Source organism: Sanguibacter antarcticus, assembly GCF_002564005.1.
Classification (GTDB): domain Bacteria; phylum Actinomycetota; class Actinomycetes; order Actinomycetales; family Cellulomonadaceae; genus Sanguibacter; species Sanguibacter antarcticus.
In genome coordinates, this window is sequence record NZ_PDJG01000001.1 from 360,866 (window position 1) to 382,029 (window position 21,164).

A 21,164-nucleotide genomic window follows, 5' to 3' on the forward strand; every position below is an offset into this window, starting at 1 on the left:
CTCAGCCGCAGACGGCGGTGGTGTCTGCCGAGGTGAAGGCTTCTTGGCCCGGGTCCTTCGTCTCGACGGGGGTGGTTTCTTCCGGCGTAGCGGGGTCGACGGAGGTGTCAGGCGTCTCTGTGGCCGTCGCTGCGGGGTCAGCGACCTCGGGTTCTTCAACGGTGACGATGGGCTGGTCGGCGACCATGTTGGCCCAGACGGTGTCTGCCTCCGAGGTCCACACGACGCGGTACTCGTTGGACGGGGCAGTGGTGATAGGGATGGTCATGAAGGTGATCTTGTCGCTCGTGATGGTCCGCAGGGAGTAGGCGAGGCCGCTCATGTTGGGGAGTGAGGCGAGCTCGGGGCTGGCGGTGAGCGAGGATGTCGCGGCGTTGAGGAACTTGAGCAGGTCAGGTGTGTTCGTGAGGATGTTCTTGTCGAGGACCGTGCGCAGGGTCGCGGCGAGGAGCTCTTGCTGGCGTCCGATGCGGTTGAGGTCGGAGCCGTCCATGTTCGCACCGGTGCCCTTGCGGGCGCGTGCCAGACCGAGCGCCTGCACGCCGTCGAGAGTCTGCTGCCCGGCAGTGAGGTAGAGGCCTGCGTCGGGGGCCGCGATGTCTTCGGGGATGCAGATCGAGACTCCGCCGATGGCGTCGATCATGTCTTGGAAACCAGCGAAGTCGACGAGCGCGAAGCCGTCGATCGTGAGCCCGGTGAGAGACTGAAGAGTCTTCACCGTGCATCCGACGGCTGAGTCGATGTCGCCGCCGTAGTTCCACCCACGGGAGAACACCTCGTTGAACATCGTCTCGGAGGTCGCGTCCGTGGTCGTGCCGTCCGTCATGGTGCACGACGGCACCTCGACGAGGGAGTCGCGGGGGATGGAGACCATCTCCATGCGCGAACGGTCGGCTGAGATGTGCAGCACGATCGTCGTGTCTGAGCGCATCCCTTCGTCTTCGCCACCGATCTCGGCGTTGACGCCCGAGCGGTCGTCGGACCCGAGGAGAACGAGGCTGATCGGCAGGCCCGCGTTGGGGTCGGTGATCCCGGTGGGTTCTTCCGGTGCGGCGGGGTCGTTGCCGAGCAGTGCGCTGACATCCACCGACTCGATGTTGTTCTGGAGCGTGTAGTAGACGGACCCGGCCGCAGTCGCCGCGAACGCGAAGACGCCGACGACAGCGAGGCTCGTCACCCGCATGATGCGGTGTGAACGTGCGGTGCGCCCGTGGGCCGGTACGCGGAGCTCGGCTTCGGCGTTCTGCTCGCGGAGCGCGGCCCTCGAGGGCGTAGTGGGAGTCGTCACAGTCGGCGATTCTAGGCCTGATGCACAAAGGCGTAGCGGGCGCTCCGCGACAGGGTCGTGGAGGGATTGTGGAGGACGCGGCCTGCCTTCTCGACGACTGCGATGGGCTCTGGGCGAGTGGGTGGCATCTGGTCGCTGATCAGCCACACACCGAGGTGATGTCTGCCGAGGTGAACGCTTCTTGGCCGGGGTCCTTCGTCTCGACGGTGGTGGGCTCCGTGGGCGTGGTGGGCTCGGCGGGAGTCTCCGTGTCCGTGGTGGCGGGGTCGGTGACCTCGGCCTCGGGTTCTTCGACCGTGACGATGGGTTGGTCGGCGACCATGTTGGCCCAGACGGTGTCCGCGGCGGAGGTCCACACGACATGGTTCTTGTTCGTGGGGTCATCGGCGATGGGGATCGTCATGAAGGTGATCTTGTCGCTCGTGATGGTCCGCAGGGAGTAGGCGAGGCCGCTCATGTTGGGGATCGAGGCGAGGTCGGGGCTCGCGGTGAGCGAAGAGGTGGCTGCGTTGAGGAACTGGAGCAGGTCGGGCGCATTCGTGAGGACGTTCTTGTCGAGGATCGTGCGCATCGTTGCGGCGAGGAGCTCTTGCTGGCGTCCGATGCGGTTGAGGTCGGAGCCGTCCATGTTCGCACCGGTGCCCTTGCGGGCGCGTGCCAGACCGAGCGCCTGCACGCCGTCGAGAGTCTGCTGCCCGGCAGTGAGGTAGAGGCCTGCGTCGGGGGACGCGATGTCTTCGGGGATGCAGATCGACACCCCGCCGATCGCGTCGATCATGCCCTGGAACCCGGCGAAGTCGACGAGCGCGAAGCCGTCGAGCGTAAGTCCGGTGAGGGATTGAACGGTCTTCATCGTGCACCCGATGGCTGAGTCGATGTCCCCGCCGTAGACGAACCCGTAGGCGAAGGCCGCATTGAACAGGCCGTCAGGCGCCGCGTTCGTGGTGGTGCCGTCGGTCATGGTGCACGACGGGATGTCGACGCGGGAGTCGCGGGGGATCGAGACCATCTCCATGCGCGAACGGTCCGCCGAGATGTGCAGCACGATCGTCGTGTCCGAGCGTGCCCCGTCGACTTCGCCACCGATCTCGGCGTTGACGCCGGAGCGGTCGTCAGAGCCGAGGAGAAGGAGGGTGATCGGCAGGCCCGCGTTGGGGTCGGTGATCCCGGTGGGTACTTCCGGCGCGGCGGGGTCGTTGCCGAGCAGGGCGCTGACGTCCACCGACTCGATGTTGCTCTGGAGCGTGTAGTAGACCGCGCCGGCCGCTGAGGCTGCGAACGCGAACACCCCGACGACAGCGAGGCTCGTTGCACGGAGGATGCGATGAGAGCGCTCAGAGCGTGCGTGGGCAGGCCGCCGCCGTGCTGCCTCGGCATCCTGCTCGCGGAGCGCGGCTCTCGAGGGCGCGTTGGAAGGGGTCACAGTCGGCAATCCTAGGGCGGGACCAGGACGGTGCGGAGGACGCTCGACGACGCCATAGTGGAGAGAATGTGGAGATCAGAACGCACCTCTATCGGCGTTTTCACCCGATATTTCACCCGCTCGGGAGCTGGTGAAGGTTCTGCTAGTCCCGTCTTGGGGCCTCGGTCGCGTCGCTCTGGTCAGCACGATCGTCAGGATGTGCTAGTCCCGGGAGGGTCTGTGGGACGACGCCGAGGCGCGTGTCGCGTGCCTGAGCGAGCGTCAGCTCCCGCGTGAGCCGCGTGATCTGACGCGCCATACGGTTCATCCGCCGGTGGCTCGTCGAGATATAGCTGAGGAACGCGATGACGAGCCCGTAGAGCAGCAGGTCCGTACCACGCCCGACGCCCACGACGTTGGCGATCCGCGACAACCACTGGGGAAAGACGATGGAGGTCACCGCGGCGAGGATGAACATGCCGAGGAAGAGCCGACGGATGGCCTGGTGCCGGGCGCCCGCGGTGGACCGGGTGAGGAGCGCCGAGACGACGGCGACCCCCACGAGCAGGATGATCTGGATGAGCAGGGTGTTCCCGGTCATGACGACGACTCCTTCACGATGGCGCTGCTCACTTGAACATCAGGTCGACGAGGATGTTCACGGAGTTCCACACGGACTGCCCCTTGCCGCGCGAGTAGTCGGTGTACAGGACGTGCACCGGGTGCTCGCGCCACGGCAGCCCGGTGCGGCCGAGCTGGAGGACGATCTCGCTCGCGTGCGCCATCCGGTCCTGCGTGAGGTCGACCTGCCGTGCGGCGTCGACACGGATGGCTCGTAGCCCGTTGTGGGCGTCGGTCAGGCGCATCCCGGTGCTCTGCTTGGTGAACCACACGGCGAACATCAGGACGACGCGCTTGACGAGGCCCGGGCGCGTGCGTCCGTCGAGGAACCGTGATCCGAAGACCACTGCGGCCTCGCCGCGCACGATGATGTCGGCCATGTCGCGGGCGTCGTGCACCTGGTGCTGGCCGTCGGCGTCGAACGTCACGAGGCACCGGGCGCCGGGCTGCTCGCAGACGAACGCGATACCGGTCTGCAGGGCGGCACCCTGGCCGAGGTTGGCCGCGTGGGTGAGGACGACCGCGCCCGCAGCCCGGGCGACGTCGCCCGAGCCGTCTGTGCTCCCGTCGTCGACGCACACGATGTGCGGGAAGGTCAGCAGCGCGTCAGCGATCACTCCGCCCACGACCGTGGCCTCGTTGTAGAGCGGGACCACGAGCCAGTCCTCGGTCGGGGTCGGCACCACGCCGGCAGCGGCCGACGGCAAGGGGAGTGGCATGGCGACATTCTTGCACCCGGGTTCCGTTAGGCTCGCTGTGCGCATCGGACGAACAGGCTGGGGAACCTCATGACGGTCAAGGTCGCGGCGTCGGCTGATGTCGACACCGATGTCGAGCTGGGCGACGGTACCCAGGTGTGGCACCTCGCGCAGGTCCGCGAGGGGGCCGTGCTCGGCGAGCGGTGCGTCGTCGGACGTGGCGCCTACATCGGGTCCGGGGTGCAGGTCGGAGCAGACTGCAAGATCCAGAACTACGCGCTCGTCTATGAGCCTGCGTCGCTCGCAGACGGCGTCTTCGTCGGGCCTGCAGCAGTCCTGACGAACGACCAGTACCCGCGTGCGATCAACCCGGACGGCTCGATCAAGAGCGCGTCGGACTGGCACGCCGTCGGCGTCGACGTCGGTCGCGGTGCCTCGATCGGCGCGCGTGCGGTGTGCGTCGCTCCCGTCCGTGTCGGAGCCTGGGCGACGGTCGCGGCAGGTGCCGTGGTCACCCGGGACGTGCCCGACTTCGCGATCGTCGCGGGAGTTCCTGCGCGCCAGGTCGGATGGGTCGGTCACGCCGGACGCCCCCTCGTCGAGGGCGAGGACGGGCGATGGTCCTGCCCGACGACCGGCGCGGTGTACGAGACTGTGGACTCCCAGCTGAGAGAGGTCGTGTGAACGTGAGTCTCCCACTCATCCCCGCCGCCAAGCCCATCATCGGTGACGACGAGCGTGCAGCCGTCGACCGGGTGCTGCGCAGCGGAATGATCGCCCAAGGGCCCGAGGTCAAGGCGTTCGAGGTCGAGTTCGCCGACCAGCTCGTCGGTGGGCGCCAGTGCGTCGCCGTGAACTCTGGGACCTCGGGACTGCACCTCGGCCTCCTCGCCGCCGGGATCGGCCCGGGCGACGAGGTCGTCGTCCCGTCGTTCACCTTCGCTGCGACCGGGAACTCGGTGGTGCTCGCGGGCGCCACGCCAGTCTTCGCCGACATCGAGCCTGACTCCTTCTGTCTCGACCCCGAGTCGGTCCGGGCAACGATCACGCCCCGGACTCGCGCCATCATGCCCGTCCACCTGTACGGCCACCCGGCGGCGATGCACGCGCTGCGGGCGATCGCCGACGAGCACGGCCTCCTCCTCTTCGAGGACGCCGCGCAGGCGCACGGCGCGCAGCTCGACGGCGCGCCGGTCGGGTCGTTCGGCGACTTCGCGATGTTCAGCCTGTACCCGACGAAGAACATGACGTCGGGTGAGGGCGGGATGGTCGCGTGCGGGAGCGACGAGATCGCGCGCAACGTCCGGCTCCTGCGCAACCAGGGCATGGAGGTCCAGTACTCCAACGAGCTCATCGGCTTCAACGCCCGTATGACGGACGTCCACGCCGCGATCGGACGCGTCCAGCTGACCAAGGTCGGCGGCTGGACGCAGCAGCGCCGCGAGAACGCTGCGTTCCTCGATGCAGCCCTTGCCGAGATCCCCGGTGTGACGACCCCACCGGTCCTCGACGGCGCGACGCACGTCTACCACCAGTACACGGTCCGGGTCGCCGGGGACCGCGACGCGATCGTCCGAGCACTCCGCGACGAGCACGGCGTCGGGAGCGGGGTCTACTACCCGATCCCCAACCACCGGCTGCCGTCCCTCGCACCGTACGCGCCCGGCCTCGAGCTGCCGCGTACCGAAGAAGCGGCGCAGCAGGTCATCTCGCTGCCCGTCCACCCCTCGCTCGCACAGGGCGACCTCGAACGGATCGTGCACGCCGTCGAGTCCACCATGAAGGCAGGCGCATGACGACGAACCGTACCCTCCGAGCAGGACTCATCGGCCTCGGCGCGATGGGCCGCCACCACGCACGTGTCCTGCGGGAGATCGACGGCGTCGATCTCGTCGCTGTCGCCGACCCGGCGGGCGACCCGCACGGTGCCGCGGGGTCGCTGCCCGTTCTCCAGGACGTCCAGGCGCTCATCGCGGCAGGGATCGACACGGCGGTCGTCGCGGTCCCGACCGTCTACCATGAGGCCATCGCGCTGGCTCTCGCGGAGGCCGGCGTGCACACGCTCATCGAGAAGCCGATCGCTGACACCGCCGAGGCGGGCGAGCGGATCGTCGCGGCGTTCGCCGCTCAGGGGCTCGTCGGTGCTGTCGGGCACATCGAACGGTTCAACCCCGCCCTCCAGGAGCTCCGCAAGCGCCTCGCGGCCGGCGAGCTGGGCGCGATCTACCAGATCGTCACGCGCCGCCAGGGCCCGTTCCCTGCGCGCATCGCCGACGTGGGTGTCGGCAAGGACCTCGCGACGCACGACATCGACCTCACGGCGTGGGTCGCGCAGAGCCCGTACGCGGCGATCTCGGCGCAGATCGCGTACCGCAGCGGGCGGGAGCACGAGGACATGGTGCTCGCGACGGGACGCCTCGCCAACGGCGTCATCGTCAACCACACCGTCAACTGGCTCTCGCCGATGAAGGAACGGGTCACGGTCGTCACCGGCGAGCGCGGCACGTACGTCGTCGACACCGCGAGCGCCGATCTCACGTTCCACGCGAACGGGACGATCGCGACGGAGTGGGACTCGATCGCGGCGTTCCGGGGCGTCGCGGAAGGCGACGTCATCCGGTACGCGTTCGCGAAGCGGGAACCGTTGCGGGTCGAGCACGAGGCGTTCCGCGACGCCGTCCTGGGGATCCGTCACGACGTCGTGACGCTCGAGGAGGGGCTGCAGACGCTGCGCGTGGCCGAGGCGATGGTGGATTCGGCGCGCACGGGGAAGCTCATCGACCTGAGCGCCTGATCCTGGTCGCGCAGACGAGCACACCGACGGTCGTCGCAGGTACATTCGCCTCATGCCACCGGTCGAACGTCCTGCGGTCCGTGTGCTCCTCGTGAGCCGGATCTTTGCTCCCGAGCCCGCAGCGGCGTCGTTCCGTCTCCGTGCGCTGACGGATGCGCTCGACGACGCCGGTGCGCGGGTGACGGTGCTGACGACGACGACGTCGCGGGCGATGGCGGGGACACCGGACGGCACCCGGGACGGTGTCCGGGTCCGGCGCTGGCCGGTGCTGCGTGACTCGGCGGGCTACGTGCGCGGGTACGTGCAGTACATGTCGTTCGACGTCCCGGTGTTCTTCCGGGTGCTCTTCGCTCGCGGGGTCGACGTCGTGGTCAACGAGCCGCCGCCGACGACCGGGTTCATGGTCCGGCTCGCCTGCGCGCTCCGTCGGACGCCGTACGTCTACTACGTGTGCGACATCCTCGGCGATGCGGTGGGCGCGACGAGCGCGCCGGGCCTCGTCGTGCGGGCGGTGCGGGCGATCGAGGGCTGGGCGTGGCGCGGTGCCCGGGCACTGCTGTCGGTGTCCGGCGGGGTCACCCGCCGGCTGGCCGAGCTCGGTGTCCGGGGCAGTGTCCACGAGGTCGGCAACGGCATCGACACGGAGGCGTTCAGCGCGTCGGGCGACGCGGTCGTCCTGCCGTCCGGCGACGGAGCGGGCGCCGACGACGGAGCAGGAGCCCCCTTCTTCGTCTACGCCGGCACGGCGTCCGAGGTGCACGGTGCCGGGATCTTCGCCCGCGCGATGCTGCTCGTCCACGCCCAGGACCCTCGGGCCCGGCTCGTGTTCATCGGTCAGGGGGCGGAGAAGGCCGCGATCGCCGACGAGTGCACGAGCCTGCCGCCGGGCACTGTCACGTTCCTGCCTCAGGCGCCGCCGCACGAGGTAGCACGATGGCTCCGCGGTGCGGTGGCGAGCCTCGCGAGCGTGCGCCCGGGCGGCGGGTACGACTTCTCGTTCCCGACCAAGGTCTACGCCTCGGTCGCGTGCGGCACCCCGGCCGTCTACGCGGGGATCGGCCCGGCACGGACGCTCGTGTCCGACGAGCACCTCGGGTGGGCCGTCGACTACGAGGACGGTGCTGTCGCCGACGCGATGCTCGCCGCGCTCGAAGCCCATGACCGCGGACCGGATGGGGCGGCCGGACCGGACGGGGCGGTCGCGGACGGTGAGCCAAGGGAGCGTCGTCAGGAGCGGCTGGCGTCCTGGGCGGCCCAGAACGCGTCGCTCGCCGGGGTCGCGCGCGCGGCCGCGCTCGTCGTGATCGAGGCAGCCGACCGGTAGGCTCGCGGCATGTCTGCTCTGTGGCGCACCGTGCGGGAGATCCTTCCCGTCCTCCCCGAAGGCAGCAGCCGGTTCCTCGTGATGTTCGCTCTGCTCTCGGGTGCGTCCTCCATCCTCGACGTGGTGGCGCTCGGCCTGCTCGCGCTCTGTCTCGCCCCGATGATCGCCGGGACCTCGGTGACGCTCCCGGTGCTCGGGACGCTCTCCGAGCCCGCCGACTTCCGCAACATCCTCATCGCTGTCGGTGTCCTCATCGTCGCCAAGTCTGTCTTCCAGATCAGCCTCCAGTGGTTCGCGACGCGACGCTTCGCGAAGTTCGAGCTCGCGATCAGCCGGGAGCTTCTCCGCGGGTTCTTCGCCTCTCCGTGGACCGACCGGCTCCAGCGCAACTCCACCGAGCTCGTGCGCTCGACCGACGTCGGTGTCGCGACGACCGTCTCCGGGGTGCTCATCCCGTTCGCGATGCTCGCCGGCGAGCTCTGCACCTTCATCGCCGTCCTCACCGTCCTTGTCGTGGCCGCACCCGTGATGGCGCTCGCGACGGTCCTGTACTTCGGGCTCATCGGTGCGGTCCTGCTGCGGTGGGTGCTGCGCAAGTCCGTCCAGGCAGGACGCGTCAACCGGTCGCACTCCACGCGCTCGGCGCGCCTGCTCAGCGAGATGATGCAGTCGCTCAAGGAGATCACCCTGCGCGGCAAGGCCGACTCCGTCGCGGAGCTCGTGCTCGGTGTGCGCCAGCAGAGCTCGCAGGCCCGGGCCAACATGTCCTTCCTCGCGGTGGTGCCCCGGTACGTGCTGGAGGCGGCGCTCATCGGCGGCTTCGGTATCGCTGCGGCCATCGGCTACCTCACTGGTGGTTCGACCGGCGCGCTGAGTGCTGTGGCGCTCTTCGGTGTTGCTGGCTTCCGCATCATCCCGTCGCTCACGCGCTTCCAGGGCATCATGTCCCAGACTGCCGCGGCCCTGCCGTTCGCCCAGACCGCGATCGAGGACATCCGTCGTGGACAGGGTTACCTCGCGGCTCGTGTCGACGGTCCGGTGCAGCTGCCCGTCCCAGACGATGCGACGTTCCTCGATCTCGACAAGGTCACCTTCACGTACCCGACCGGCGTCACCCCGGCGGTCCGGGACGTCACCCTGCGGATCCCGTTCGGCCAGTCGGTCGCCCTCGTGGGGGCGTCCGGCTCCGGCAAGTCCACGCTCGTCGACATCGTCCTCGGGCTGCTCGAGCCCTCCTCCGGAGAGATGCGCGTCGGCGGGACGCCCCTCGTGCTCGCTCTCGACTCGTGGCGCTCGCGCGTGGGTTATGTGCCCCAAGACGTCTCGTTGTTCGACGCGACCGTCGCCCAGAACGTCGCGCTCGAGTGGGACGACACCCTCGTGGACAAGGACCGCGTGCGCGAGGCGCTGCGCCGCGCCCAGGCGCTGGACGTCATCGAGGCTCGCGCCAACGGCATCGACTCCTCCGTCGGCGAGCGCGGGCTCGGGCTCTCCGGTGGCCAACGACAGCGGCTCGGCATCGCCCGCGCGCTCTACTCTGACCCGCTCGTCCTCATCATGGACGAGGCGACGAGCGCGCTCGACACGAGCACCGAGGCGGCCGTGACGAGCGCGATCAGCGACCTGCGCGGCGAGCTGACGCTCGTCGTCGTCGCTCACCGGCTCTCCACCATCCGGCACAGCGACATCGTGTGCTTCATGCGCGACGGCGAGCTCGTCGCGCACGGAACCTTCGACGAGGTCGTGGCCGCGGTGCCCGACTTCGCCCACCAGGCCGCTCTCGCCGGCCTGACCGCCCATGACGTACCACGCACCACCGCAGGGGACCTCGCATGACGACGCTCGACAGCTACGACGATCGCGATCGGGCGCGGGGCAGGCCCAGCCACGACCGGCGGCAGAAGCCGGTGCTCCGTGCACGCAAGCCGCGGGTCGCCGTGCTCGTGTACAACGACTGCCACGCGGACACCCGTGTCCTGAAGACCGCCGCTACGCTCGTCGAGGCGGGTGCCGACGTCCGGATCTTCGCGATCGCGCGGCCCGGCGCCGGGTACCCCGTGGGGGTGTGGCGGCTCGCGAGCGGCGTCGTGCTCGAACGGCTGCCGACCTTCCACCTCGGCACCCATCTCGAGCCGCTCGCACGGGTCTACCGGCGTCTCGCGGGTGCACCCGCTCCGGTCGTGCCGCGCGCGACCGAGGACGTCGGGCGCGGTCGCGGCGCCTCAGGCGGTGGCACGCCTGCGAGGACCGGTGCTGCGGTGCTCACCGTGGCCGCGGTCCCGAGCGTCCCGAAAAGGTCGCTGCCGGATCGCGTCCTGCGATCCCGAGCCGGCCGGCTGGCCTTGCGGCCGCTGAGCGCCGTCGTCCTGTGGTCCTACTGGCGCAGTGCAGCCGATGCTGTGACGCAGTGGCGCCCTGACGTCGTCCACGCGAACGACGCCAACACCCTCCAGCCGGCGATGGTCGCGGCGAGCAGGGTCCAGGTGCCGTTCGTCTACGACTCCCACGAGCTGTGGACGCAGCGCAACGTCGCAGGCCGGAGACTGGTCGCGACGCAGGTCGAGCGATGGATCGAGCGCCAGGGCGTCCGCCGTGCCGCAGCGGTCATCACGGTCTCGCCGAGCATCGCCACGTACCTGCAGTCGACGTACGGGCTCGAGCAGGCGCCCGTCCTCGTCCGCAACGTGCCGCCCGCGGCCCAGCGGACGACAGACCGTACGGAGGGGCGCCTGCGACGTCTCGCAGGGCTCGCCGACGAGGCACGTGTCATCGCCTACGGCGGCCGGATCACCATGAACCGTGGCCTCGAAGAGACGATCGACGCTCTCGGAGAGCTCCCCGCCGACGTCCACCTCGTGGTGCTCGGGTACGGCGTGGCAGGGTACGTCGACGGTCTGCGGACGCGTGCCCGGGAGGCCGGGGTCGCGGAGCGGGTGCACTTCGTCGGCAAGGTTCCCTCGAACGAGGTGTCGCTCGCTCTCGCGGACGCCGACGCCTCGATCGTCTTCGTCCGGCCGACGTGCCTGAGCTACCGGTGGTCGCTCCCGAACAAGCTCTTCGAGTCCATCCACGGCGGCCTGCCCATCGTTGCAGCAGACCTGCCGGACACCCGTCAGATCGTCGAGGAGCACGGTGTCGGCGAGGTCTTCGAGTCGTCGCACCCTCTCGTCATGGCCCAGACGATCCTTCGCGTCATCGACGATCCGGAGCGCTACCGGGCCGCGTCGCGCCACGCCGCGACCCAGCTCACCTGGGAGGGGGAGAGCGTCCACCTCCTCGAGGTCTACCGTCGAGCGCTCGGCGACCCGTGGAACGATGCGCTGGCCGACCTCGAACCGGTCGACGAACCGCAGGCCACCCGCCACGCGGACAAGATCGCCAGCTGATGGGAGAGCGCCCGAGCGTCGTCGTCCTGTCGTTCTCGCCGATCGCGCGTGACCCGCGCGTCCTGCGCCAGGTCCAGCTGCTCTCGACGGTCGCTGACGTCACCACGTGCGGCTACGGGCCGTCGCCGGAGGGCGTGGTCCGTCACGTCCAGGTCCCTGACACGTTGGCACCGTGGCGCACCGGCAGGGCCGGGCGGGTCCTCGGCCCGGCGCTCTTGGCGCTGCGACGTCACCGCCGGCTCTACTTCGGTTCTCCCCGGATCGCCTTCGTCCTCGATGCGCTCCCGCCCGGGTCGATGGACGTCGTCGTCGCGAACGACGCCCTCGCGGCGCCGCTCGCCCTCGCCCTCGAGCCTCGCGCGGGAGTGCACAGCGACCTCCACGAGTACGCTCCCCGCCAGGGCGAGGACCGCCTCCTGTGGAGGCTTCTCGTCGCTCCGCTCATGACGTGGGCGTGCCGGTCGGTACGACACGTCGCCTCGGTGACGACCGTGGCGCAGGGGATCGCCGAGGAGTACGAGCGCGAGCTCGGCTTCACGCCCCGCGTGGTGCCCAACGCCGCGGCATACCGGCCCGACCTCGTCCCGACAGCGGTGGGCAGCCCCGTCCGGCTCGTCCACATCGGCATCGCCGGGCGCGCCCGACGCCTCGAGACGATGATCGATGCAGCGGGCCTCGTCGAGTCGAGGAGCCCGGGGACGCTGACGCTCGACCTCGTGCTCGCGCCCGGCGACCCCACCTACATCACCGAGCTCGCTGAGCGCGCGCAGGCCGTCGGCGGCTCGGTCCGTGTGCTCCCGCCCGTGCCGTTCGACGAGATCGTCCCCGTCCTCACGCGCTACGACGTCGGCGTCTTCGTGTGCCCGCCGACGACCTTCAACCTCCTGCACGCCTTGCCGAACAAGCTCTTCGAGTTCGTCCAGGCTCGGCTCGCGGTCGTCGTAGGGCCCTCGCCGGAGATGGCCCGTATCGTCACCGAGCACGCGCTCGGTCTCGTGGCCGACGGGTTCACCGTCGAGGACACGGAACGCGCGCTCGCTGCGCTCCGACCCGAGACGGTCACCGCGTTCAAGGCCGCGAGCCACGTCGCAGCCGAGGTGCTGAGCGCCGAGCGGCTCTCAGCGCCGTGGCTCGATGCGGTGGAGAATCTTGTGGGACGACCATCGGGGGAGAACGCATGAGCACCACGAGCACGCCCACCTCACCAGGGGAGACCGGAGCGGTCCGTCGTCCTCGGATCCTGTGCGTCTCGCTCTCGCCGATCCATTCCGACGCCCGGGTGCTGCGACAGGTGAGCGTCCTGGCTGGTCGCGGTCACGTGACGACCGTCGGCTTCGGGCCGACCCCTCACGGCTCGGACGAGCACCTGCGCATCCCCGACGGCGCGGCCACGCTCCCGCAGACCCCGCGGGGTGTGGCCCTCCTCGCGCTGCGCCGTCACGAGGCGGCGGAGCTCTCGGCTCCTGCGGTCCGGTACGCCCTCGAGGTCCTCGCCGGGCAGCGCTTCGACCTGGTCGTCGCGAACGACGCCCGTGTCCTCGGGCTCGCGCACGCGGTCGCGGCACGCTCGGACGCGCCGGTGTGGGCGGACATGCACGAGTGGGCACCCGAGGAGCGCACGCACGTGCGGTCGTGGCGGCTGCTCGTGGCTCCGTTCATGACGCACCTGTGCCGTACGTACCTGCCGAGGAGCGCGGCCGTGACCACGGTGTGCAACTCGATCGCAGAGCTCTACGGTCAGCACTTCGGCGTCACCGCCGAGGTGATGCGGAACTCGTCTCCGTACCTCGACCTGCGCCCGAGCCCTGTCGCGGCAGACGCCGTGAGGCTCGTGCACAGCGGTGCCGCGATCCATGGCCGCAGCCTCGAGACGATGATCGACGCGACGCGCGAGCTCGGCTCGAGGTACACCCTCGATCTCTACCTCCTCCCCGGAGGCGACGGCGGCAGGTATCTCCGGGAGCTCAAGGACCGGGCGGCGGACTGCAGCCGCGTGCGCTTCCGCGATCCCGTCGCTCCGGGCGACCTGCCTGCGACGCTCAACGCGTACGACGTGGGTGTCTTCTGGATCCCACCGACGCACACCAACGCCCGGTACACCCTGCCGAACAAGTTTTTCGACTACGTCCAGGCGCGTCTCGCGATCGCTGTCGGGCCCAGCATCGAGATGGCCCGCCTCGTCGAGCGCTACCGGCTCGGCGTGGTGAGCGACGGGTTCGACGTCGCTGCGTGCGTCGCGTCGTTGAGCACCCTCGACGCGGCCGCGATCCGAGGCGCTAAGGCAGCCGCCGACGTCGCGAGCAGCGAGCTGTCCTTCGAGACGGACGCGCTCGTGGGTGACCGGATCGTCGCGCGCCTGCTCGCTGCCTCGTCGCCGGCTCCAGGCATCGGGTGACACTGCCCTAGAGTGGGTGCAGCTTCGCATCCCCCCAGACCTGATGAACAGAGGTTGTCGTGCGCATCGCCGTAGTCGCTCTCGGGAAGATCGGCCTCCCCCTCGCCGTCCAGTTCGCTGACCAGGGCCACGACGTGGTCGGCGTCGACGTCAACGCATCGGTCGTCGACCTCGTCAACGCCGGGACGGAGCCCTTCCCCGGAGAGGCCCATCTCGCGGAGAAGCTCGCAGCGCTCGTCCCTGCGGGGAGGCTGCGTGCCACCACGGACTACGCGGACGCGATCCCGGGCGCCGACGCTGTCGTGCTCGTCGTGCCCCTGTTCGTCGACGAGGAGACGGCAGCACCCGACTTCGGGTGGATGGACGCCGCGACGACCTCGCTCGCTGCGCACCTCACCCCGGGGACGCTCGTCTCCTACGAGACGACACTTCCTGTCGGGGTCACCCGAAGCCGGTGGAAGCCGATGCTCGAGCAGGGGTCAGGGCTCGTCGAGGGCACGGACTTCCACCTCGTCTTCTCCCCCGAGCGGGTCCTCACCGGTCGCGTCTTCGCGGACCTGCGCAAGTACCCGAAGCTCATCGGTGCGCTCAGCGACGCGGGCGCGCGCCGCGCTCGCGACTTCTACGAGGCCGTCCTGGAGTTCGACGAGCGACCCGACCTGCCTCGTCCGAACGGTGTCTGGGACCTCGGCTCCGCGGAGGCCGCCGAGATGGCGAAGCTCGCGGAGACCACGTACCGCGACGTGAACATCGGCCTCGCCAACCAGTTCGGGGCGTTCGCCGAGAAGGTCGGCATCGACGTCTACGCGGTCATCGACGCCTGCAACTCTCAGCCGTACAGCCACATCCACCGGCCGGGGATCGCCGTCGGCGGCCACTGCATCCCTGTCTACCCGCGCCTCTACCTCTCGGTGGACCCGGACGCGTCGATCGTCCGGGAGGCCCGCGCCGTCAACGCGGCCGTGCCTGAGCGCGTCGTGGCGCAGGCCGAGTCGCTCCTCGGGTCGCTCGACGGGCTGCGCGTCGTCGTGCTCGGTGCTGCCTACCGTGGGGGAGTGAAGGAGACAGCGTTCTCCGGTGTCTTCACGACGGTCGAGGCGTTGCGTGCGCGCGGCGCGCGCGTCGTCGTGCACGACCCCATGTACACGGACGCCGAGCTCGAGGGTCTCGGGTTCGCTGCCTACCACTATGGCGAGAGCGCCGACGTCGCCATCGTCCAGGCCGACCACGGCGAGTACCGGACGATCACCCAGACCGAGGTGCCGGGGCTGCGCCTGCTCGTCGACGGACGCCGGGTCACCGACCCAGCTGTGTGGGCAGGGGTCCCGCGCGTGGTCGTCGGGGACGGGACCCCAGCACGCTGAAGGCCGTTCCCGGCCCCCGTTCGACCGCCTTCCGGGCCGACATCGAGGGCCTGCGCGCGGTCGCGATCGTCACCGTGCTCGCCTTCCACTCCGGGCTCACGTACGCCAGCGGTGGTTTCGTCGGAGTCGACGTCTTCTTCGTGCTGTCGGGGTACCTCATCACGTCGTTGCTGCTCCGCGAGATCGATCTCACGGGACGGCTCTCGTTGCGCCGGTTCTACCTCAGGCGAGCGCGACGGCTCCTTCCCGCGACGGCGGTCGTCCTCGTCTTCTCTGCGGTCGTCGTCGTGCTCTGGACGCCGACGACGCAGGGGAGGGTCTTCGGCCTCGACATCCTTGCGGCGACCTTCTACGTCATCAACTGGCGGCTCGCCGACCGGTCTGTCGACTACCTCGCTGAGGGCGTCGGCGCGAGCCCGGTCCAGCACTTCTGGTCGCTCGCGGTCGAGGAGCAGTTCTACATCGTCTGGCCTCTCCTCGTCGTCCTCTCTCTCGTCCTGCTCCGGGCTCGCGGAGGTGCAGGAGCGCTGGGGCGGTCCAGGGTGTCTCCGACGGCTGTCCGCACGACGCTCGCCGTGGTGGTGGTCGGCGTCGGTGGAGCGTCGTTGGTCTGGTGCGTGGCGACCTCGGGGCAAACGGACCCGTCGACCTACTTCACGACGACGACCCGGCTCTGGGAGCTGGCGGTCGGCGCGACGGTCGCGGTGCTCGCGTCGCGTCTCCCGGCTCTGTCTGCCCGGGCCGCGTCTGTGCTCGGGTGGTCTGGCCTGCTCGCGATCTGCGCGGCCGCGCTGCTCTTCTCGACGAGCACACCGTGGCCTGGTCCGGCGACCCTCGTGCCCACGCTGGGGACCGCGGCGGTCGTCGTCTCAGGCCTCGGGGGACGTGAGCACAGCGTGTCGCGGCTGCTTTCCGCACGCGTGCTCGTGTGGCTCGGTGGCCTCTCGTACTCGATCTACCTCTGGCACTGGCCTGTGCTCGTCGCCGCTGAAGGGATGCTCGGCAGGACTCTCCACCCGGTCGAGGGGATCGTCGCTGTCCTCGTCTCGATCGTCCCGGCCTGGGCGACGCACCGGTTCGTCGAGAACCCGATCCGCTTTTCGAGCAGGTTCTCGGGTGACCGGGCGGCTCGTCGCGTCGTCGCCGTGTGCGTCGCGGCCGGCGTCCTAGCCGGCGTGGCCGCGTCGAGCCCGTGGGCACGCACGACCGACGCGCTCGACGGGATCACCCCGCTGCCGGCCGACGCGACCGCAGACGTGCCCGAGTCGTATGCGCAGGGCTGTCAGGTGGACGCCGCCTCCGTTGAGGTCGTCACCTGCGACTACGGCGATGTGACGTCGGACGTGGTCGTGGTGCTCGCTGGCGACTCCAAGGCGCTCCAGTGGCAGCCGGCGCTCGCCGAGCTCGCGGTCGAATGGTCGTGGCACCTCGTCACGATGACGAAGAGCGGGTGTGCGCTCTCGGGCGGGATCCAGCCGTTCAACGACGAGGAGCCGTACCTGGCCTGCGTCCGGTGGAACGATGCTGCGCTCGAGCAGGTGGCGGCGCTCTCACCTGATGTGGTGATCACCTCGCAGTACGCGAACACCGCCTATGCACTGGAGACCAGCCCGCTCGGTTCGGCGACGGGCGCCCAGATGCAGGACGACCTCACGCGCCTCTGGGGTGGGCTCACCGCGCAGGGGATCCAGGTGGTCGCGCTCCTCGACACTCCGACGCCGCCGTTCGAGGTGTACGAGTGCGTCGCTGAGCACCCTGATGCGCTCTCTCGGTGCTCGTTCGACCCTGTCTTGCCAGAGCGCGAGAATGCGTCGGTGCTCCAGCGCGCTGCTGCAGCTGCGGTTCCCGGGGTTGAGGTGGCTGACCTGACGCCCTGGATCTGCCCGGAGGGGTGGTGCCCTGCGGTGCTGGGGGACGTCCTCACCTACCGTCAGGGGTCGCACCTGACCAAGACGTTCGTCGAGACCCTCGTCCCTCCGCTGCGCGACGTGCTCGTCCCGGTGGTCGCCGCGACAGGGGCCGTCGGCGCTGACGGCTGAGGCGCTCGGAGCGGGGTGGGCCGGGCGATGCCTGGGCCACCCCGCGGTTGGTGCGGTGGGTGCTGCTCAGTGACCCGCGGCGGCGTACTTCGCCTCGGTGGCGGCCTTGGCCGAGCGCCACCAGGCTTCGTTCGCCTTGTACCACTCGACGGTGGCGGCGAGGCCTTCCGCGAAGTTGGTGTACTTCGGCTCCCAGCCGAGCTCGGTACGGAGCTTGGTGGAGTCGATGGCGTAGCGCATGTCGTGGCCTGGACGGTCCTTGACATGGTCGAAGTCGTCCTTGTCGAGGCCGAAGGCGACGAGGAGGGACTGGACGACCTCGAGGTTGTTCTTCTCGCCGTCAGCGCCGATGAGGTACGTCTCGCCCATCACGCCCTTGTCGATGATGGTCCAGACAGCCGAGTTGTGGTCCTCGACGTGGATCCAGTCGCGGACGTTCTCACCCTTGCCGTAGAGGCGTGGCTTGATGCCGTCGATGAGGTTGGTGATCTGGCGAGGGATGAACTTCTCGATGTGCTGGTACGGCCCGTAGTTGTTCGAGCAGTTGGAGATGGTGGCCTGGATGCCGAAGGACCGTGCCCATGCGCGGACGAGCAGGTCGCTGCCGGCCTTCGTGGAGGAGTACGGGCTCGACGGGGCGTAGGGCGTCTCTGCCGTGAACTTTGCCGGGTCGTCGAGCTCGAGGTCGCCGTAGACCTCGTCGGTCGAGATGTGGTGGAAGCGCACCTCGTGCTTGCGGACGGCTTCGAGGAGCGTGTACGTCCCGATGAGGTTCGTCTGGACGAACGGCCACGGGTTCGACAGCGAGTTGTCGTTGTGCGACTCGGCGGCGAAGTGCACGACGAGGTCAGACTCTCCTACGAGGCGGTCGACGAGCTCTGCATCGGTGATGTCGCCCTCGACGAGAGTGATCTTGTCCGCCACGGACGCGAGCGACGTCCGGTCGCCGGCGTACGTCAGGGCGTCGATGACGGTGACCTGGACGTCCGGGCGGTCGCGGACGGTCTGGTGGACGAAGTTCGAGCCGATGAAGCCGGCTCCGCCGGTGACGAGCAGACGCATGGGTTTCCTCCAAGATAGGTGTTTCGGCTGCAAGCGTACCGAAGCGGGATCGCGATCGATCGAGAACTCCACGCGGCGAAGATGCTGGGCTCGGGTAGTGTGTCGCTGTCTAGGCAACAGGTATATGCCCACCGACGGCTCACCACTCTCCGAGCGGCAGGATGCACGTGACACGGTACGAAGCACAAATTGACACCGCCAACCCGAACCTGAGCCACACACAGGTCATCGAGCTCGTCGGACAGGACAAGAAAGTCCTCGATGTCGGGTGCGCTACCGGGTACCTGGCCCGGCAGCTCATCGAGCGTGGCTGCACTGTCTCCGGAGTCGAGGTCGACCCCGAAGCGGCACGCGAGGCCGAGCCCGTGCTGTCGCGGCTCGTCGTCGGCGACCTGAACCAGGTGCGTCTCTCGGACGAGTTCACGAAGGGGGAGTTCGACGTCGTCGTCTTCGCCGACGTCTTGGAGCACGTCCTAGATCCCGCTGCGGTTCTCAGCGATTCGCTCGAGGTGCTCGCTGCCGACGGGACGATCGTCGTGTCCATCCCCAATGTTGCCCATGGGTCCCTCCGCCTTGCTCTTCTCCAGGGCCGATGGGACTACACCGACGTCGGCCTCCTCGACCGGACCCATCTGAAGTTCTTCACGTTCGACAGCTTGGTCCAGCTCTTGGCGGACGCCGGACTGGTCATCGAGGTCGCGCGGTCGACGACCACTGACCCGCTCAACGCCATGGTCGATGTGGATGCCGCCGCCCTGCCCGCGACGATCGTCGAGTGGGTCAGGCACCAGCCTCACGCGCTCGACTTCCAGTTCGTCCTTCGCGCTCGCAGGCCTCGGGACGGCGAGGAACCAGGCATGGTGACAACGCTGGAGCCGGCTGCACCTGATGACGAGGTGCGGCTCCGCGACGTCCACACCGAGCGGATGGAAGAAGACCGTGAGGTGCGTTACCGCCTCCTCACGATCCGTGACCACATCATCGGCCTCGAGGCCGCCGTCGTCCGAGCAAATGCTGTGGTTGCGCACGCTCAGCGTGCCACCCGCCAGGCGGAGCTCGAGGCCGAGAAAGCGCGGACGCACTTCGCAGAAGCGATGGAAGACCGCAAACGGATGCAGGAGTCCGCCACGTGGAGAGTCGGGAGCCTCGTTCTACGCCCGGTCTCGACGATCCGTCCCCCGAGGTCACGCTGACGATGACCGAGGCACCGTTCTTCTCTGTCGTCACCCCTGTCTACAACCCACCGGTCGACGTTCTCATCGAGATGATCCAGTCTGTCCGCGAGCAGAGCTTCCAAGACTGGGAGCTCATCCTCGTCGACGACGTCTCTCCCGATCCACAGGTGCGCGAGGTGCTTCGTCGGGCGGCTGCTGAGGACTCTCGGCTCGTTGTCATCGAGCGCGAGGTGAACGGCCACATCGTCAAGGCCTCGAATGATGGGATCGAGCGGGCTCGTGGGCAGTTTGTGGTGCTCGTCGACCACGACGATCTGCTCGAACCGCATGCATTCCGGGTGATGGTGGAAGCCATCCAGGCCCACCCAGAGGTGGACTATCTCTACTCGGACGAAGACAAGCTCGACGACAAGGGCAACTTCTACGACGCGTTCCGCAAACCAGACTGGTCTCCGGAACGGTTGCGGGGGCAGATGTACACCAGCCACCTCTCCGTCCTGAGGACCTCGGTCGTCAAGGCTGTCGGTGCATTCCATGAGGGCTTTGACGGGTCGCAGGATCATGACCTCGTCCTCCGTGTGACCGAACAGGCTCGTGAGGTCGTTCATGTCCCCGAGGTGCTGTACCACTGGCGGGTCGTCCCCGGGTCTGCGGCCGGTGATCCTGACGCCAAGCCGTATGCGTGGATCGCTGGGCGCAAAGCGGTTCAGGCGCACATCGATCGCGTGGGCATCCGCGGCGAAGTGAGCTTTGGCCGCGGCACAGGTACCTATCGCATCGACCGGCACCTGGATGAGGACGTCTTGCTGAGCGTGGTCATTCCTACCAGGGGTGGAGAAGGACTCGTGTGGGGCGAGCGCCGGTGCTTCGTGGTCGATGCCGTGCGATCTGTCGTAGAGCGAGGAGGCCACGACAACGTCGAGGTGGTCGTCGTCTACGACACCAGTACTCCAGCCCACGTTCTCGAAGAGCTTCGTGGACTCGGGGTCCGACGGCTCACCCTGGTCGAGTACGCGAAGCCGTTCAATTTCAGCGAGAAGTGCAATATCGGCGTCGCAGCGTCCTTCGGTTCAGTGGTCCTGTTGCTCAACGACGACATCGAGATCAGCTCTCCGGGGTTTCTCCCACAGCTCGCCGCCCCACTCTTCGAGAGCGGTGTCGGGGCGACCGGTGCTCGACTGCTCTTCCCGGACAACACGATCCAGCACGCCGGGCTCGTCTTCTATGGCAACGACTACGCTCACGCCTTCCACCGGGTTCCAGGAGACGACTACGGGCCTTTTACGGCGCTCACCGTCAACCGTGAGGTCTCAGCGTTGACGGGGGCTTGCCTGGCCATGCTCCGGACAACGTACGACCATGTCGGCGGCATGGCCGAGTCGTTGCCCGTGAACTACAACGACGTGGACCTCTCGTTCAAGATTCGACGAGAGGGGCTTCGCCTGGTGTGGCTCAACGAGCCAACCGCCTATCACTTCGAGTCTCAGACGCGAGTAGCCGTGGTGCATCCGTGGGAGCACGAGATCATGAAGCGACGCTGGTTCGGTCCTGACGACGATGCTTACCTGCCTGAAGTCCGATGACCTCTGCTACACCCGGTGAGAACGGTCTCGTCG

17 protein-coding genes are annotated in these 21,164 nt (G+C 68.8%); 12 read left to right on the plus strand and 5 right to left on the minus strand.

The window, feature by feature from the left end; all coding sequences use genetic code 11:
* Position 1: 1 nt before the first annotated feature.
* The 4 genes from ATL42_RS01655 to ATL42_RS01670 form a co-directional block, all read right to left on the minus strand.
* Positions 2-1,288, minus strand: coding sequence for an LCP family protein (locus ATL42_RS01655; RefSeq protein WP_143556674.1), 1,287 nt, complete (start codon positions 1,286-1,288; stop codon positions 2-4).
* 139 nt (positions 1,289-1,427) lie between these two features.
* The gene (locus ATL42_RS01660) at positions 1,428-2,711 is read right to left on the minus strand and encodes an LCP family protein (protein WP_245861988.1); all 1,284 of its coding nucleotides are present in this window, start codon (positions 2,709-2,711) and stop codon (positions 1,428-1,430) included.
* 142 nt (positions 2,712-2,853) lie between these two features.
* Positions 2,854-3,291 carry a DUF2304 domain-containing protein gene (locus tag ATL42_RS01665; RefSeq protein WP_245861991.1) on the minus strand — a complete coding sequence of 146 codons (438 nt, stop codon included), beginning with the start codon at positions 3,289-3,291 and terminating at the stop codon, positions 2,854-2,856.
* Between the two features lie 28 nt (positions 3,292-3,319).
* Positions 3,320-4,030 carry a glycosyltransferase family 2 protein gene (locus ATL42_RS01670; RefSeq protein WP_098453861.1) on the minus strand — a complete coding sequence of 237 codons (711 nt, stop codon included), beginning with the start codon at positions 4,028-4,030 and terminating at the stop codon, positions 3,320-3,322.
* 69 nt (positions 4,031-4,099) lie between these two features.
* Between ATL42_RS01670 and ATL42_RS01675 the strand changes: the two genes are divergently transcribed.
* Genes ATL42_RS01675 through ATL42_RS01720 form a run of 10 tightly spaced genes read left to right on the plus strand, consistent with a single transcriptional unit; the run spans position 4,100 to position 17,311 of the window.
* Complete coding sequence (locus ATL42_RS01675) at positions 4,100-4,693, plus strand: acyltransferase (protein WP_098453862.1); 594 nt, start codon at positions 4,100-4,102, stop codon at positions 4,691-4,693.
* Positions 4,694-4,695: 2 nt separating this feature from the next.
* Positions 4,696-5,805 (plus strand): DegT/DnrJ/EryC1/StrS family aminotransferase, encoded by a 1,110-nt coding sequence (locus tag ATL42_RS01680; RefSeq protein ID WP_245861994.1) that lies wholly within the window; start codon positions 4,696-4,698, stop codon positions 5,803-5,805.
* Positions 5,802-6,803 carry a Gfo/Idh/MocA family protein gene (locus ATL42_RS01685; protein ID WP_098453863.1) on the plus strand — a complete coding sequence of 334 codons (1,002 nt, stop codon included), beginning with the start codon at positions 5,802-5,804 and terminating at the stop codon, positions 6,801-6,803. The genes ATL42_RS01680 and ATL42_RS01685 overlap by 4 nt, the downstream gene beginning before the upstream one ends.
* Before the next feature lie 52 nt (positions 6,804-6,855).
* Positions 6,856-8,127: a glycosyltransferase family 4 protein gene (locus tag ATL42_RS01690; protein ID WP_098453864.1), complete on the plus strand. Its 1,272-nt coding sequence runs from the start codon at positions 6,856-6,858 to the stop codon at positions 8,125-8,127.
* A 9-nt stretch (positions 8,128-8,136) separates the two neighbouring features.
* The gene (locus tag ATL42_RS01695) at positions 8,137-9,963 is read left to right on the plus strand and encodes an ABC transporter ATP-binding protein (protein WP_098453865.1); all 1,827 of its coding nucleotides are present in this window, start codon (positions 8,137-8,139) and stop codon (positions 9,961-9,963) included.
* Positions 9,960-11,513, plus strand: coding sequence for a glycosyltransferase (locus ATL42_RS01700; protein WP_098453866.1), 1,554 nt, complete (start codon positions 9,960-9,962; stop codon positions 11,511-11,513). The genes ATL42_RS01695 and ATL42_RS01700 overlap by 4 nt, the downstream gene beginning before the upstream one ends.
* Positions 11,513-12,694, plus strand: a complete 1,182-nt coding sequence (locus tag ATL42_RS01705; RefSeq protein ID WP_098453867.1) for a glycosyltransferase family protein — start codon at positions 11,513-11,515, stop codon at positions 12,692-12,694. Before ATL42_RS01700 ends, ATL42_RS01705 begins: the two co-directional genes overlap by 1 nt.
* Positions 12,691-13,908 carry a glycosyltransferase gene (locus ATL42_RS01710; RefSeq protein ID WP_098453868.1) on the plus strand — a complete coding sequence of 406 codons (1,218 nt, stop codon included), beginning with the start codon at positions 12,691-12,693 and terminating at the stop codon, positions 13,906-13,908. Before ATL42_RS01705 ends, ATL42_RS01710 begins: the two co-directional genes overlap by 4 nt.
* 59 nt (positions 13,909-13,967) lie before the next feature.
* Positions 13,968-15,272 (plus strand): nucleotide sugar dehydrogenase, encoded by a 1,305-nt coding sequence (locus ATL42_RS01715; protein WP_098453869.1) that lies wholly within the window; start codon positions 13,968-13,970, stop codon positions 15,270-15,272.
* Positions 15,221-17,311: an acyltransferase family protein gene (locus tag ATL42_RS01720; protein ID WP_098453870.1), complete on the plus strand. Its 2,091-nt coding sequence runs from the start codon at positions 15,221-15,223 to the stop codon at positions 17,309-17,311. Before ATL42_RS01715 ends, ATL42_RS01720 begins: the two co-directional genes overlap by 52 nt.
* Positions 17,312-17,377: 66 nt before the next feature.
* Here the strand turns inward: ATL42_RS01720 and rfbB are convergent, their stop codons facing one another.
* Positions 17,378-18,373 (minus strand): dTDP-glucose 4,6-dehydratase, encoded by a 996-nt coding sequence (rfbB, locus tag ATL42_RS01725; protein WP_098453871.1) that lies wholly within the window; start codon positions 18,371-18,373, stop codon positions 17,378-17,380.
* A gap of 167 nt (positions 18,374-18,540) precedes the next feature.
* Between rfbB and ATL42_RS01730 the strand changes: the two genes are divergently transcribed.
* A complete protein-coding gene (locus ATL42_RS01730) occupies positions 18,541-19,566 on the plus strand; it encodes a class I SAM-dependent methyltransferase (RefSeq protein ID WP_169925313.1) in 1,026 nt (341 codons plus the stop codon).
* A gap of 2 nt (positions 19,567-19,568) precedes the next feature.
* Entirely contained in the window at positions 19,569-21,131 is a 1,563-nt protein-coding gene (locus ATL42_RS01735; RefSeq protein WP_098453873.1) for a glycosyltransferase family 2 protein, read from the plus strand.
* Positions 21,132-21,164 lie beyond the last annotated feature (33 nt).